Origin of the sequence: Aliarcobacter cibarius (assembly GCF_013372265.1) — a bacterium.
GTDB lineage: Bacteria > Campylobacterota > Campylobacteria > Campylobacterales > Arcobacteraceae > Aliarcobacter > Aliarcobacter cibarius.
The window spans coordinates 1,203,236-1,218,030 of sequence record NZ_CP054051.1; the positions used below are offsets into that span (position 1 = coordinate 1,203,236).

Annotated in this window: 17 protein-coding genes and 1 pseudogene; 13 read left to right on the forward strand and 5 right to left on the reverse strand. The window is 24.8% G+C overall.

Annotation, left to right across the window (positions count from 1 at the left end; all coding sequences use genetic code 11):
• Nucleotides 1-1,038, reverse strand: a complete 1,038-nt coding sequence (locus tag ACBT_RS05920) for an efflux RND transporter periplasmic adaptor subunit (protein ID WP_024776008.1) — start codon at nt 1,036-1,038, stop codon at nt 1-3.
• Nucleotides 1,035-2,270 (reverse strand): TolC family protein, encoded by a 1,236-nt coding sequence (locus ACBT_RS05925; RefSeq protein ID WP_024776007.1) that lies wholly within the window; start codon nt 2,268-2,270, stop codon nt 1,035-1,037. The genes ACBT_RS05920 and ACBT_RS05925 overlap by 4 nt, the downstream gene beginning before the upstream one ends.
• Nucleotides 2,271-2,369: 99 nt before the next feature.
• Here ACBT_RS05925 and ACBT_RS05930 point away from each other — a divergent pair, with 99 nt between their 5' ends.
• The 5 genes from ACBT_RS05930 (at nt 2,370) to ACBT_RS05950 (ending at nt 5,304) form a co-directional block, all read left to right on the forward strand.
• Nucleotides 2,370-2,852, forward strand: coding sequence for a MarR family winged helix-turn-helix transcriptional regulator (locus ACBT_RS05930; protein WP_024776006.1), 483 nt, complete (start codon nt 2,370-2,372; stop codon nt 2,850-2,852).
• A gap of 77 nt (nt 2,853-2,929) precedes the next feature.
• Nucleotides 2,930-3,121 carry a hypothetical protein gene (locus ACBT_RS05935; protein WP_084031371.1) on the forward strand — a complete coding sequence of 64 codons (192 nt, stop codon included), beginning with the start codon at nt 2,930-2,932 and terminating at the stop codon, nt 3,119-3,121.
• An 89-nt stretch (nt 3,122-3,210) separates the two neighbouring features.
• Complete coding sequence (locus ACBT_RS05940; RefSeq protein WP_169729051.1) at nt 3,211-3,381, forward strand: hypothetical protein; 171 nt, start codon at nt 3,211-3,213, stop codon at nt 3,379-3,381.
• A gap of 358 nt (nt 3,382-3,739) precedes the next feature.
• Nucleotides 3,740-4,594, forward strand: a complete 855-nt coding sequence (locus tag ACBT_RS05945) for a PAS domain-containing protein (protein ID WP_176325390.1) — start codon at nt 3,740-3,742, stop codon at nt 4,592-4,594.
• Nucleotides 4,595-4,596: 2 nt separating this feature from the next.
• Nucleotides 4,597-5,304, forward strand: a complete 708-nt coding sequence (locus ACBT_RS05950; RefSeq protein WP_024775346.1) for a pirin family protein — start codon at nt 4,597-4,599, stop codon at nt 5,302-5,304.
• 30 nt (nt 5,305-5,334) lie between these two features.
• On the opposite strand, the gene ACBT_RS05955 is transcribed toward ACBT_RS05950, so the two are convergent.
• Genes ACBT_RS05955 through ACBT_RS05965 form a run of 3 tightly spaced genes read right to left on the reverse strand, consistent with a single transcriptional unit; the run spans nt 5,335 to nt 7,965 of the window.
• Nucleotides 5,335-7,146: a sensor histidine kinase gene (locus ACBT_RS05955; protein ID WP_024775347.1), complete on the reverse strand. Its 1,812-nt coding sequence runs from the start codon at nt 7,144-7,146 to the stop codon at nt 5,335-5,337.
• On the reverse strand, nt 7,130-7,795 hold the full coding sequence (locus ACBT_RS05960) for a response regulator transcription factor (RefSeq protein WP_024775348.1): 666 nt from the start codon (nt 7,793-7,795) through the stop codon (nt 7,130-7,132). The genes ACBT_RS05955 and ACBT_RS05960 overlap by 17 nt, the downstream gene beginning before the upstream one ends.
• A 14-nt stretch (nt 7,796-7,809) precedes the next feature.
• Nucleotides 7,810-7,965 carry a hypothetical protein gene (locus ACBT_RS05965; protein ID WP_157833404.1) on the reverse strand — a complete coding sequence of 52 codons (156 nt, stop codon included), beginning with the start codon at nt 7,963-7,965 and terminating at the stop codon, nt 7,810-7,812.
• Between the two features lie 179 nt (nt 7,966-8,144).
• Here ACBT_RS05965 and ACBT_RS05970 point away from each other — a divergent pair, with 179 nt between their 5' ends.
• The 8 genes and pseudogenes from ACBT_RS05970 (at nt 8,145) to ypfJ (ending at nt 14,794) form a co-directional block, all read left to right on the forward strand.
• Nucleotides 8,145-8,786, forward strand: coding sequence for a MarC family NAAT transporter (locus tag ACBT_RS05970; RefSeq protein WP_024775349.1), 642 nt, complete (start codon nt 8,145-8,147; stop codon nt 8,784-8,786).
• Between the two features lie 545 nt (nt 8,787-9,331).
• A complete protein-coding gene (locus tag ACBT_RS05975) occupies nt 9,332-10,267 on the forward strand; it encodes an IS256 family transposase, variant Zn-binding type (RefSeq protein ID WP_456057509.1) in 936 nt (311 codons plus the stop codon).
• Between the two features lie 46 nt (nt 10,268-10,313).
• Nucleotides 10,314-10,616, forward strand: a pseudogene (locus ACBT_RS05980) (tyrosine-type recombinase/integrase); the annotation flags it as partial.
• 32 nt (nt 10,617-10,648) lie between these two features.
• Nucleotides 10,649-11,014: a YbgC/FadM family acyl-CoA thioesterase gene (locus tag ACBT_RS05985; RefSeq protein ID WP_024775352.1), complete on the forward strand. Its 366-nt coding sequence runs from the start codon at nt 10,649-10,651 to the stop codon at nt 11,012-11,014.
• A gap of 2 nt (nt 11,015-11,016) precedes the next feature.
• A complete protein-coding gene (locus ACBT_RS05990) occupies nt 11,017-11,484 on the forward strand; it encodes a phospholipase D-like domain-containing protein (protein ID WP_024775353.1) in 468 nt (155 codons plus the stop codon).
• Nucleotides 11,485-11,517: 33 nt separating this feature from the next.
• Complete coding sequence (locus tag ACBT_RS05995) at nt 11,518-12,735, forward strand: M48 family metallopeptidase (protein WP_024775354.1); 1,218 nt, start codon at nt 11,518-11,520, stop codon at nt 12,733-12,735.
• Entirely contained in the window at nt 12,732-13,907 is a 1,176-nt protein-coding gene (locus ACBT_RS06000) for a DNA recombination protein RmuC (RefSeq protein WP_024775355.1), read from the forward strand. Before ACBT_RS05995 ends, ACBT_RS06000 begins: the two co-directional genes overlap by 4 nt.
• Nucleotides 13,904-14,794, forward strand: coding sequence for a KPN_02809 family neutral zinc metallopeptidase (gene ypfJ, locus ACBT_RS06005; protein ID WP_024775356.1), 891 nt, complete (start codon nt 13,904-13,906; stop codon nt 14,792-14,794). Before ACBT_RS06000 ends, ypfJ begins: the two co-directional genes overlap by 4 nt.
• Nucleotide 14,795 lies beyond the last annotated feature (1 nt).

Consider the following 14,795-nt stretch of genomic DNA (forward strand, 5'->3'; position numbering starts at 1 on the left):
TTATTTCTCTTTATTTACTATTTGAACTTTAGTATCAGGTCTTAATTTTGCAAGATTACTTACAGCAATTTGCTCATCAGCCTTTAACCCACTTTTAATAACAACTCCATTTTGAACTAAATCACCAGCAACTACTGGTCTTGGTTTTGCTATATTATTTTCATCTATTACCATTACAATACTACTTTGAGCAGTTCTTAAAACAGCATTTTCAGGTACAACAAAAACATCACCTAAAGATAAATTGCTAACTTCAATTTTTGTGAAATTTCCAGCTATTAAATCTCTATTTTTATTTTCAAATTTTGCTCTAACTAATAAAGTATCAGTATTTGAATCGATCACAGGAGAGATAAAATCAACTTCTCCACCTTCATATTTTTTTCCATTTGCTAAAAGATTTATTTTTGCAGTTTTATCTTTTATTTGAGATAGATACTTATTCATATCATCTTTAGGTATTGAAAATTCGGCATGAATTGGATCTGTATTTGTAATAGTAACAAGTAGTGAATTATTTGCACCACTTCCAACTAAATCTCCAACATCAAATTTTTTAATTCCAACAATTCCATCAATTGGAGCTGTTACTTTTGTATAGTTTAAATTTATTTGAGCTTCATCTAAAGCAGCTTTTGCACTATCATATTGAAAAGTGTAATCATCATAAGCTTGAGGACTAATTGCTTTTGAAGCTATTAGAGTTTTTGCTCTTTCAAAATCTTTTTTTGCTTTTACAAAATTTGCTTTTTTTACATTTAAGATAGCTTGATAAGTATCAGGTTCAATACTATATAAAAGAGTTCCTTTTTTTACGAAATCACCTTCACTAAAATGTTTTTTTGTTAATGTTCCTGGAACTCTTGCCATTACATCAACTTGCTCATAAGCTTTTAAAATAGTTGGATAAGTTTTGTTTGTCGTATTTGATTGATTTGTAACTTTGAAAGTTTGCACAGGTAATCCTGGTGCTTCATTTGCCATTAGATTATTTAATCCAAAAAGCAAATACATTGTAATTATTGATTTTTTTATCATTTTATATACTCCTGTAATTTTTCACCACTGTGATAAATAATATTTGCTTTTTTAATTTCTAAATCATTTAAAGCAGTTTTATGTTGGCTTATAGCGTCGTATTTTTCAGTTAAACTTTGTAGAAATGCTACATTATCTATAAGACCATTTTCAAATTTTGATTTTATAATTTCATAAGCACTTTGTGCAGCTTTTATATTCGCTTCACTAGATTTAATTTTAGCTTTTGAAATATCATAAGCCTTTAAAGCTAGTTGTAAATCAACGTTTGCTCTATTTTTTTCATATTCATATTTAAGTTTACTCGATAAATATTCTTTTTGTTTTGATTCAACTTTATGCTTTGTTTCTCCAAAAGCAAAAAGATTCCATTTCATATTTGCACTTGCAATATTTTGATGATCTTGTAAACCAGCAGGTTCATTAGATTTATTGCTATAGTCTCTGTCATAGTAATTAAAAGTATTATCTAAAGTAACTTTTGGAAGATAATCACTTTTTTGTGCATTCGCATTGCTTTGTTTTGTTTTTGTATCATATTCTAAAGCTTGAATATCAAATCTTAAATTTTTCTCTTTTTCTGCTGTTAATGCTTCAATAATAGAGCCTTCACTAATAGATACTTGATTTCCTGTAATATATTCAAGATTATGTAAAATTGTAGTAATTTCAAGTTCTATCTCTTGAAGAGTAACTTTTGCATTTTCAACTCTAGAGATGATTTTTTGAAGTTCATCTTCAGTTGTACTTCCTGCATCAAAGAATCTTGTGATTCTATCTTTTTGAGCATTTAATTCATTTATTTCCTGAATTTTTGTCTCTTTTTTAGCAAGTAGTGATAAATAATTGTAATAATAATTTATTACAGTTAAAGATATACCATTTTTAAGAGCTTCTAAACTTTTTTCACCACTTTTTATTGTATTTTCATAAGATTCATAAACATCTGATTTTTTTCCACCATCATAAAGTAAGTAGTTTACACTACCATAAGCATTTGCCCCTTTATGAGGAGTTGTACTTGATTCATGTTCTGCTATAGAATAACCAGCTCCAACATCTAATTTCGGTAAATAACCACTTTGTACACTTTTATAATCTTCTTTTATTGCTTCAAGACTTTGTGCTGAAGCATTTATTAGCTTGTTTTCAATAGATAAATTTACTAACTCATCTAAGTTTTGGCTATATAAAAAAAGAGGTACAAAAAAAGAAAAATATAATTTTTTCAAAATCACTCCTTTTAAATAAAATAAAAGTTTATCTTCTTTTCTCTTAATATTATCTTGCTAGAAAGATAATTTAAAGATTTTTTTGCTAAAATTAGCTTCATGAATAAAAAATATATAGATGATTTTTACCAAAGAGTATCACAAAATGAAAGCCATGAAGTGTTTACTTTATCATTACCAATGTTACTCATTACTAAAAATTTGCATAATGTTTCTGAAAGTTTTTTCAAAAGTAATTATGATTTAATCCATTCAGAAATTGACGTTTTGGCAGCTTTGTATTTTAATAATATAGAACACTCATTAACGCCAACAGAGTTATATGATGCTACAATTTTTTCATCTGGTGGTATGACAAAGGTTTTAAACAAACTTGAAGATAGGGAATATATAAAAAGAACTATTTCAAAAGAAGATAAAAGAAAAACTTTTGTTTCATTAACTAAAAATGGAGTCTCTTTAATAGAAGATTGTATAAAAAACACATCTTGTAGACTTCAAGAATCTTTTTCAGTTCTTAGTCAAAAAGAGCAAAACGACTTAAAAAAAATATTATCAAAACTACTTTACTCTATGATTTAATGATTTCAATATTGATATAAATCATCTATAATGACTTTTCTTTGAAATATACTTGTTTTTATTTTTAAAGGAATTAAATGTTTGCTTGGTTATTTGGAAATAGACAAAAATTTAAAAGAGAAAAGACTTATGTTTGTAAACATTGTAAGCTTTCTTGTGAGAACTGTACTAGTATGTTTTGTTGGTCTTGTCATTCAAATTCTGGGAATCCCTGTCCAAGATGTGGAAAAACAAATCTTATGGAAAAGGATATAGCAAAGAAAATTTAATACATAAAACATAAATGAATTAGTATAATTTCACTCTAGAACAAAATGTTTAAGATTTTGAAAATATAGTTTAATGATGGGAAAATTTTATGATTAAAAATATTATATTGATTATATTTGTAATGTTCTTTCAATCTTGTGCAACTTGGTATGGAATAAAAAAAGATAGTAAAGAAGCATGGGAAGCTACTAAAGAAACTACAAGTGAAGTTGCTACAGATATAAAAAAATCAGTGGATGAAATAACTAAACAGAGATAGTTTATATTTGGTAAATACATTTATTCTAATTTAAATATTTAATTAATAGTAAAATAATATTTAATTACTAATAAATAATTAATATAAAATAAAAAAGTTTTCTTTATACTTAGTTTTATTTCTTAAAGAGCTTTAAAAATTATTTTATCTACTTAGATAAATAAAGTTACTAATTCTAATTAAATTATATTTAACTGAATTCTAGTTTGAGTTATCTCAAATTACCATATTATTAACTATTTCATTACTTATTGAATAATAGTAACAGTAATAAATAAAATACATTTTCCAATTAATAGAAATTATTATTTATTAATTTCTGTAGTATAATAGTTCATAAAAATATGATTAGGTAAATATGGATAGATACGAATATAAAAATCAGCTTGAAACTCTGCAGAAATTATCACATATTGGTCTTTGGGAATATGATTTAAAAACTAATGTTTTATCTTGGACAGATGAAGTATATAATATATTTGAGTTAGATAAAAATATTTTTACTCCGACTTATGATAATTTCTTAGATAAAGTTCATCCTGAAGATAAACAAATGGTTAGAGAAGCTTACCTAACTTCTATCAAAAATCAAACAGTATATAAACAAATACATAGATTGTTAATGAATGATGGAAGAGTAAAATGGGTAAAAGATGAGTGTGTAACACAGTTTGATGAAAAAGGAGTTGCTCTTTATTCAAAAGGTGCTGTACAAGATATAACCGAGTTAACATTAGCAAAACTAAAAGCAGAAAATGAACATGATAAATTAAAAGCTGTTTTTGATAATGCACCAGATTTATTATGGATAAAAGATCCTAAAGGGGTTTATATCTCTTGTAATAAAAGATTTGAAGAGTTATATGGAGCAAAAGAAAAAGATATAGTAAATAAAACAGATTATGATTTTGTAGATAAGGAACTTGTATCTCCTGAATACAATTTTAGTGTTTCTCCAGTACTTGTAAATACTATTGCTTGGGTTTCAAGAATTGGTGATGATTTTAGAAAACTATTTGATTCAAGAGCTATTCAATTAGCAACACATTCAGGTGGGAATGGAGTTGATTTATTAAATGGATTAAGAGTACAATTTACAAAACTTGGTGCTAATGTTATGACTAAAGAGATTCTCACAACTTACCAAAATAAGTGTGATGATGTAACTTTAGAAAATATCTTTGTTGAATTTATAAATAATATAAAGAAGTAAATATGTTGAAAAAATTACCAAAAGAGAATATGGGAACATCTGATTTAGGTTGGTTACAAAGTCGTTTTCATTTTAGTTTTGCTGAATATAGAAATCCAAAGAATATTAACTTTGGGTGTTTACGAGTGCTGAATGATGATTTAATACATCCAGAAACTGGATTTGGAACTCATCCTCATTCAAATATGGAGATTATTTCTTATATCGTTGATGGTGAAATTACTCATAAAGATTCTATGGGAAATAGTGAAACTTTAAGAAGAGGAGAAGTTCAATATCTAAGCGCTGGCGATGGAATATATCATAGTGAAAAAAACTTACATAAAAGTAAAGATTTAAGACTTTTACAAATGTGGATTATTCCTCCAAAAGCAGGGCTTCCAAGACTTTATGGTTCACATAAATATGAAGAGGCTCAAAGATATAATAAATTCTTAAATATAGTATCAAGTCAAGATGGGAATAGCCCTATTAAAATCTATCAAGATGTTAATATTTATGTAAGTGAATTAGATAAAGAACTTGAATTTGAAATAAAAAAAGATAGACAAGTTTATTTTATGCAAATTGAAGGTTGTGCAAATATAAATGGAGTAACATTAGATTTTGGTGATGCAATGGAAATTACTTGTGAAGATAAAATAACAATTTCACCAGTTACTAAAAGTCATGTATTATTCATAGATATGCCAGCTGATTTAACTTGTTAAAAAAGGATTTTTAGCTAGAGATAAATATCTCTAGCTTTTTAGATTTGATAAATTGTATGTAAAAATATTTTGATTATTTAAATATGATACTTCATATAATATTCCATATTTATCACAGATATTTTTAACCATATTTAATCCCAAACCTAAGCCTCTTTTCCCTTCATCTTCTCTGTAATTTTTATCAAAAATTCTATCTTTGTTTTTGATTGCATTACCAAATGATTTAAATTCTAAAATTAACTTATCATTATTTTTGTAAAGATTTATTGTAATTAATTCATTTTTTGTCGCATATTTTATTGCATTTGAAATATTATTATCTATTATTCTTTCTACTTCTATTTGGTTAATATTAATAAATATATTATCTTCTATATTTGATTCAATTTCTTTCTTACTAACTTTTGATATCGTTGAAAAAAATCTAATCCTATCTTTTAATATATGAGTTAAATTGATTTTTGCAGCTGCATATTCAAAAGTATCAGATGTTGTTATATAAGCTAAATCTTCATAAGAGTTTGAAAGCATATTAACTGAAGCGTCGATTTTATCAATAAAAGAGTAAAGAGAGCTATCTTTTTGTAATTTTTTAACCATTTCAGCATTCATCATTATATTTGTAAGAGGTGTTCTTATTTGATGAACTGTATCTGCAATAAATCTTTTATTTTCTTTTAAAAGATTTGAATTTAGATTTATCTCATTTGATAATTTTTCATAAAGTTTATTATATATTTTTGAAATATCAGATAACTCGTCATTTGATAATAAAATTGAATCATCTTCGATTTTTTGTGAATTTATTAGACTTTCTCTTATTGTATTAATAGGCAGTGTAAAATATTTTTTAATAAAAATATACATAATAATTAGTAATATTGATATTGTTATTAAAGTTATTAAAAACATATATTCATAATTTTGCATGAACTTTTTTTTATCGCTAATATTTATATCTAGTTGCATAATAAAATTTTCAAAACCTAAAATGTTATACATATTATCATCAAAAATATTTATATAAACAGTTTGTATATTTCCATTATCTATAATAATTTGTTTATTGTTTTTTAATGTATTTAAAATAAGGTCATCATTTGATTGTTCGAGTGAAAAACGTTTTACAGTTTTAAAAAACTCTTCCTTATTTTCATAATAATTTTGCAAATCCATTTCATAATAGTAGTATTCGGTGTCATTTTTTCCTACATTATAAATTTTTATTTTTGAATTAAAATTAATATTTTCAATTGATAGTGCATAGTTGTTTAGTCTAGTATCTACAAAACCAAGTTCTAGATATTTGCCTTCAATAAGTTTTGAATAGGTATAAAGCTTGTATTCCATGTTCATTGAATCAGTTGAAGCAAAATCTGATACATAAATTTTATTATCAATTGATGTTTTATCTAGATAACCTTTTGCATCAGCTGCTATTGATAGATTAAATCCTAAATCTTTTGGAAATGTAGTTTTATAAATAGTATAATTTTTGTCTATTAAATAGATTTGAATTTTCATATGATCTTTTAGTTGAAATCTACTTTTTAATATTTTTTGTAGCTCTTCTAAATCTAAATTTATATTGTTTTTTAAAATATTTAAAGCTTCGTTATGAATGTCATAAAAAAGTTGTTCTTTCTTTCCAAACTCGACGTTTGCAATATTTATTGATGATAATATCTGTTTTTTATGAATAATTATTTCTTCATTTATATGCTCATTTATATCTTTTTTATATTGATGTATATATGAGAAATAGTTTAATACTAAAAATAGAAAAAGTATAGTGGATAAAATAATTTGGAATAAATATATTTTAGTCTTTAATTTCAAATCTGTATCCTAATCCTCTTTCCATAAAAATGAATTTTTCACCATTATCAAAAACTTTTCTTAAATCATTAATTAATTGTCTAATTGGGTAAGATTCTTTTATCTCATTTTCCCAAACATAATTTTCAATCATTTCATTAGTAACAGTATTATTTACATTTTGTAATAACAATGAGAGTAATCTTCTTTCTTTTTTTCTAAGTCTTTTAATAATTCCATCAACAATTAATTCTTCATATTCCATGTCAAAAGAAATTGAATTTGAGATTTTTATAATATTATTTCTATCAAATTTTTTTGACATTAGCTTATTTATTCTTATATCTAATTCTTCTAGATAAAAAGGCTTTTTAATATAATCATCACAACCACTTTTATAAGCAGTTTTAAAATTTTCTAATTCAAGAGAGGCAGTAATTATAATAATTGGAGTTTTTGTATCTTTTTGACGAATATATTTTAGTAAATCCAATCCATTTATGTTAGGAATATTAATATCAATGATATATAAATCAAAAACTTTGCTGTCAATAATTTCTATTGCTTTATCGCCATCTTCAAGTGATTCAATGTCATCACCTTTAAATTTAAGATATTCAGCGATTGTATCGTTTAATGTTATATCATCTTCAATTAATAGAATATTCATAGTTATTTATACTTTTAATCATATTTAATTAATGTTCTTACTATATTCCAATTTTTTAATTTGAGATTCTTAACAATCTTATCATAATTTTTATCGGTTTTGTATATTACAACTACATCAGAATCAATCAATATTGAAACAGAATCAGAATTTAATACATATGGTAGCATTATAAAATCCTTATAATTTATAATTGAATTTTAATACTAATTTGTAAGATGAAAGTAATATTTTTCCTAAAGTAATATTTATTTAATAAATAAAATTTTAATAAGTTAAGTTCAATTATTGGTTTGTTAGCATAAAATTTAAAAATAAGAATAAGTTTTTAAAACTATAAAGGAAATAGGTGATTGAATTATTTAATAATATTGTTTTAGGATTATTAATATTAGTACCATTAGTAAATCCTGTATCAACAGTTGCGTTGTTTATTATATTATCTTCAAATATGACGAAACAAGCTAAAGATAGACAAGCATTACTTGCATCAATTTATGTATTTTTTATAATCGTACTATCATTTTATTTTGGACAATTTATTATGAGGACTTTTGGTATTTCAATTCCGGGACTTAGAATTGCAGGTGGATTGATAGTTGCTTATATTGGTTTTAGAATGTTATTTATTGCAAAAAAAGTTCATGATGGGCAAAATGAAGAATCTGAAAATATTGCTTTTGTTCCAATTGCAATGCCAACTACCGCAGGTCCAGGAACGATTGCTATGGTTATTAGTGCCGCATCAACTGTAAGTAGTGGTCAAATTGACACACCTGATTGGATTATACATGTATCATCTATAGTTGTTCCTCTTTTATTGAGTATTATTTTGTGGTTAAGTTTAAGAAGCGCAGATTCAATTATGAAATTAATTGGAGAAAATGGAGTAGATGCAATATCTAAAATAATGGGTTTTTTACTTGTTTGTATGGGAACTCAATTTATTATAAATGGAGTAAAAGAAATAATTATTAATTTTCCAAATTAAGGTGACGTACAAATAAATAAAATTATCGATAATTATAAAACAATAGGTCTCATAAAAGATGATGTTAATGTAGATGATTTTTTTATTTCAGCATAGTAAATAATAAAGTTAAAAAATTTTGAAAGAAGTAAAAATGGATCCAAAAAAAAGGCTTAATTAAAAAAAATGGGGTCTGAATTATTCTTTTTTCTTATAGCTAACTAAGTAATCATCAACAATCTTTAACTTCAAACTTTTACTCAAACCTCTATGTATTTTTATTAATATTTTCAATGGAGAAAATACTCCACCCTCAATTAAATTTGTTGTATTTGAAAGATTTAATTTCTTATAATTTTTATAGGTAAAAAGATATGGTAAATTATTTCTAATACTACGATAAGCAGCTACAAGTTTTTTATGAGTATATGAACTTTTTTGACTATCAGGATGAATAGTAATTTCAGGCTTAATTAAAAAAAATGGGGTCTGAAAAGTTAAGCTAGCTTCGATACTATGGTTGTTTAAAAAGGATTATCTACAGATGTCTGTAAAAAAATAGTAAAATATGTCCAAAATGCTTATCAAAAAACACAAAAAAGATTGGTAAAAGAAATGAAATTCAACGTTATCAATGTAATAATTGTGGTAAAAAATTTCAATCAAAAAGAAGACCTGAAAAACTAGAAAATTCTCTTTTCAAAGAGTATGTTTATCATAGACAAACTTTACAAGATTTAGCTACTAAATACAATAAATCTATCCAATGGGTTCATTATAAAATTAAAGAATATCTTCCTATTGCAAAGGTACATAATCCAAGAGCAGTAAATTTAATATGTGATGCAACTTTCTATGGTAAGAGAAAAGATAAGTTGGGTACTTTAGTTTTTATGGATAGTATCACTCATGAGATATTAATTTGGAAACATATACAAACAGAAAGAGTAGATGATTATAAATACTTACTTGTTGAATTATTGAATCTAGGATATACAATTTTATCTGTAACAATATATGGTAAGAGAGGTGTTAACAGCGTATTTAAAGATTATCCAGTACAAATGTGTCATTTCCATCAGAAACGTATTATTCAAAGATATATAACATTACATCCAAAACTAGAAGCTAGCCAAGAGTTAAAGAAAATTATGACTAGATTAAAATATAGTGATGAGAATAGATTTACAAAAGCATTGGATATTTGGTATATAAAATATAAATCTTTTTTAGATGAAATTACTATTCATCCTGATAGTCAAAAAAGTTCATATACTCATAAAAAACTTGTAGCTGCTTATCGTAGTATTAGAAATAATTTACCATATCTTTTTACCTATAAAAATTATAAGAAATTAAATCTTTCAAATACAACAAATTTAATTGAGGGTGGAGTATTTTCTCCATTGAAAATATTAATAAAAATACATAGAGGTTTGAGTAAAAGTTTGAAGTTAAAGATTGTTGATGATTACTTAGTTAGCTATAAGAAAAAAGAATAATTCAGACCCCATTTTTTTTAATTAAGCCGAAACTGGTAATAATAAATATTTATTGTTATCAAGTTTTAATAAGCCTTTCTATTCTCACGATATCATCGCTAAAAGGTTTAAAGAGCTTTTGATGGACATAAATATTAAAGAAAGAAAACTATATAATCTAAGACATACATTTGCAAGTATGATGATTAGTCAAGGTCAAAATATTCTTTGGGTTTCAAGAATGTTAGGGCATAAAGATATATCAATAACATTAAAAGTTTATACAAAATTCATAAAAGAAAATGATGATGAAAGATTGAATAATTTATCTAAGATTGTTCCTTTTTTTGTCCCTTTTTTAAATAAATAAACTAAGAAGTACTATTTTAAGGGGTTTATATAATGCAAATAAGAGTTTATTACGAAGATACAGATTGTGGAGATATGGTTTATCACTCAAATTATTTAAATTTTTGTGAAAGAGCAAGAAGTGAACTTTTTTTTAAAAAAGGTTTACTTCCTCATTCAAATAGTGAATTTTTTGTAGTTAAATCATGTAAAGCAAACTGGATAAAATCTGCGAAATTTGCAGATATTTTGGATATAAATACTAGATTAATAGAAAAAAAAGCTGCTTCAATTATTATGAAACAAGAAATTTTTAGACAAAATGAGCTTATTTTTGAAGCGGAGTTCAAGTTAGCATTTTTAAAAAGTGGAAAACCAGCAAAAATTCCATCAAAGATATTTGAAATTTTGGAGAATTAAGAATGAAAAAGATTTTACTTATACTATTTTTTGTATTGAATTTATATTCAAATGAAGCATACATTTTACCTGAAGATTCTAATTATCTAAAAGAAAAAATTAGATATGAGATTTTAACTTCAAAAGAATCTATATTTGTTGCTATGTATAATTTTTCGTACAAAAGTATTGCAAAAGATTTGATTAAAGCCTCTAAAAATGGTACAAAAATTACAGTTTTACTAGATAAAACAAAAGTAGAAGAAGATGATGAAGTTTATAATATGCTAATAGAGGCAAATATAAATGTTATTTTGGTTGAAGATAAAAAAATGCATTTAAAAATGATGCTTTTTGATAATAAGCTAGCACTAATTGGAAGTTTGAATTTCACAAAAAAATCTTTTGAAGAGAATATAGATATGGCATATTTTATTAAAGATTGGAAATTAGTTGGAAAATTAAAAGATTTTGTAGCAAAGTTTGAATAAAATATATACTTAAATTTTATTAAAGGATTAATTTTGTTACAATTTTTTGTTATAGCATATTGTTTATATTTTTTCTTTACAATTTATACATCTTTTATGCAAATTGGTTTTGTAAAAGATAGTATGAAAAAAAGAGCAGTTATTTTAAGTACTAAAAAATATTATGAGGCTGCAAATTATAGTATTGATAAAGAAAAATTAGCAATTGTTAGTACATTTTTTGATTTTATTATATTTGTTTTTTGGTTGGGGTTTGGACTTAAATTTTTGGATAGTCAAATAGTAACTGATTCACAAATTCTAAAAGCTGTTATTTTTATAAACCTTTTCATAGTCGTAAATTATATTTTTACTTTACCATTTTCACTTTATCAAACTTTTAAATTAGATAAAAAATATGGTTTTTCAAATATGACACCAGCTTTATATTTAAAAGATACTATAAAATCTGCTTTACTTACGCTTATTTTTGGTTCATTAGTAGTTGCTGGAATTTCATATATCATTTTAAATTTTCCTTTTTGGTGGATTTTTGGATTTATCTTTATTTTTGCTGTTATTATTTTAATAAACATGCTTTATCCAGTTATTAGAGATAAAATGTTTGATAAATTTGAAAAATTAAAAGACAGTGTTCTAGAAGAAAAAATCAATAATCTTTTAAAAGAAGTTGGATTTAAAAGTAGTGGAGTATTTAGCGTTGATGCAAGTAAAAGAGATAGTAGATTAAATGCTTATTTTGGAGGACTTGGAAGTACAAAAAGAGTTGTTTTATTTGATACATTGGTTGAAAAATTAACACATAATGAACTTCTTGCTGTTTTAGGTCATGAATTAGGACATTTTAAAAATGGTGATATTTTAAAAAATATAGGAATTATCGGGTTAGTAATGTTTATATTTTTTGCAATTTTTGGAAATTTAAATGAAGAGTTATTTTTAAGTCTTGGATTAAATAGTGAACCATCATCAATCATTGCAATATTTTTGATATTTTCACCAGCTCTTAGCTTTTTCTTGATGCCTTTAATCTCATTAATTTCAAGACACAATGAATATGCAGCTGATAGTTTTGGTTCAAATTTATCAAGTAAAGAAGATTTAGTAAATGCTTTATTAAAACTTGCAAATGAAAATAAATCTTTTCCTCATTCACATAAACTTTATATCTTTTTCTACTATTCACATCCACCTTTGATTGAGAGATTCAAAGAGCTTGGATACGATGTTGAAAAAGAGAAATTTATATGATTTTAGAGTTTGAAAGTACAAACTTTTATTTAATAGTCGCAATTATTTTTATAGTTTTTGTGGCTATTTTGTTTTTTGTAACTGAAAAATATAAATCAAAAATAAAAACTTTAGAGTTAGAAAAAGAGTTTTTAGAAACTTCTTTAGCACAAAACAGAGAAAATCAAAATATCCTAAAAATGGAAATAGAGAATATTACTTCAAAAATTTTTGAAGAAAATTCAAAAAAATCAAATCAAAATATAAATCAAATTTTAGAACCATTTAAATCGCAATTAAATATATTTGGTAATAGAGTAAATGAAGTTTTTACGGAAGAAACTAAACAAAGAGTATCTCTTTTAACAGAGATAAAAAATCTAAAAGAATTAAATAATCAAATATCAAATGATGCAAATAATCTTGCAAATGCACTAAAAGGACAAAGTAAAATTCAAGGGGATTGGGGAGAGATGATTTTAGAATCTATTCTAAAGCAATCGGGACTTAGAAAAGATTTAGAGTATAAAGTTCAAAATTCATATAAAAATAGTGAAGGACAAACTTTAAGACCTGATGTAATAGTTCATCTTCCTACAAATAAAGATGTTATTATTGATTCAAAACTCTCTTTAAATTCTTATATTGATTATTTCAATAGTAAAGATGAAGGTGAAAAAAAAGAGCATATAAATAGATTAATTTTTTCTATTAAAAATCATATAAAAGATCTTAGCTCTAAAAAATATGAGAGTTTAGAATCTCTTAGGACTTTAGATTTTGTTTTGATGTTTGTTCCAATTGAAGGTGCATTTTCACTTTTAATGTCGCAAAATAATACTATTTTTGAAACTGCATTAAAATCGAATATAGTAATAGTTTCTCCAACAACACTTTATTCAAGTTTAAAAGTAATAGAAAATCTTTGGCAAGATAATAGACAAAGTGAAAATGCTAAAGAGATATCAAAACAGGCGGCTGATTTATATGATAAATTTGTTGGTTTTTTAAATGATTTTGAAGAGATTGGAAAAAGTATAGATAAAAGTAAAGATTCTTATGAAAAAGCTATAAATAAATTAAGTAGTGGAAGAGGAAACTTAATATCTAGAAGTCAAAAATTTTTAGATTTAGGTGTAAAACCAACAAAATTGATTGATAATAAGTTTATTAAAGAGGAATATGAGTTATGAAATGGGAAGATAATAGAAGAAGCTCAAATGTAGAAGATAGACGGGATGAAACTCAGAACTTTGGATCTAGAACAAGTGGAGGCTCAATTTTAAGTCTTTTGCCTCTTATTAGAACTCTTTTAGGAACAAAAATTGGAAGAATTATTCTAATTATAGGAGTTCTTTTATATTTTGTATTTGGAATAAATCCTTTATCTCTTATTGATGGAGGAGTTTCTACTCAAACAAATCAAACTAAAGTTGTAAATAAACAAATTGATGATAGACAAGCAGAGTTTGTAAGTGTTGTTTTAGCACAAACAGAAGATATTTGGAGAGAAGTTTTAAGAAAAAATGGTCTATCTTATAGTGATGCTAAACTTGTACTTTTTAGAGGAGCTGTAAATAGTGGTTGTGGATTTGCTTCTTCTCAAGTTGGACCTTTTTATTGTCCATTAGATAAAAAAGTATATCTAGATTTATCATTTTTTGATGAGTTAGCAAGAAAGTATAAAGCTCCTGGTGAATTTGCACAAGCATATGTTGTAGCACATGAAATAGGGCATCATGTTCAGAATTTATTAGGAACTTTAAATAAAGTAGAAAAAGCAAAAAATTCTCTTTCAAAAAATGAACAAAATGTTTTACAAGTAAAAGTTGAATTGCAAGCTGATTGCTATTCTGGAATTTGGGCATACTATTCAAAAAAAATGTTTGGTTCAATAGAAGAGGGTGATTTAGAAGCTGGATTAAGAGCAGCTAGTGCTATTGGAGATGATACCTTGCAAAAACAATCACAAGGATATGTTGTACCTGATTCATTTACTCATGGAAGTTCACAGCAAAGAATGGAAGCTTTAAAAAAAGGATTTTATAGTGGAGATTTAAAAACTTGTGCTATAAATTAAA

Coding starts and splice junctions, on each gene's coding strand:
- ACBT_RS05920 (WP_024776008.1), bottom strand. CDS start 1,038: ATGATAAAAAAATCAATAATTACAATGTATTTGCTTTTTGGATTAAAT.
- ACBT_RS05930 (WP_024776006.1), top strand. CDS start 2,370: ATGAATAAAAAATATATAGATGATTTTTACCAAAGAGTATCACAAAAT.
- ACBT_RS05935 (WP_084031371.1), top strand. CDS start 2,930: ATGTTTGCTTGGTTATTTGGAAATAGACAAAAATTTAAAAGAGAAAAG.
- ACBT_RS05940 (WP_169729051.1), top strand. CDS start 3,211: ATGATTAAAAATATTATATTGATTATATTTGTAATGTTCTTTCAATCT.
- ACBT_RS05945 (WP_176325390.1), top strand. CDS start 3,740: ATGGATAGATACGAATATAAAAATCAGCTTGAAACTCTGCAGAAATTA.
- ACBT_RS05950 (WP_024775346.1), top strand. CDS start 4,597: ATGTTGAAAAAATTACCAAAAGAGAATATGGGAACATCTGATTTAGGT.
- ACBT_RS05960 (WP_024775348.1), bottom strand. CDS start 7,795: ATGAATATTCTATTAATTGAAGATGATATAACATTAAACGATACAATC.
- ACBT_RS05965 (WP_157833404.1), bottom strand. CDS start 7,965: ATGCTACCATATGTATTAAATTCTGATTCTGTTTCAATATTGATTGAT.
- ACBT_RS05985 (WP_024775352.1), top strand. CDS start 10,649: ATGCAAATAAGAGTTTATTACGAAGATACAGATTGTGGAGATATGGTT.
- ACBT_RS05990 (WP_024775353.1), top strand. CDS start 11,017: ATGAAAAAGATTTTACTTATACTATTTTTTGTATTGAATTTATATTCA.
- ACBT_RS06000 (WP_024775355.1), top strand. CDS start 12,732: ATGATTTTAGAGTTTGAAAGTACAAACTTTTATTTAATAGTCGCAATT.
- ypfJ (WP_024775356.1), top strand. CDS start 13,904: ATGAAATGGGAAGATAATAGAAGAAGCTCAAATGTAGAAGATAGACGG.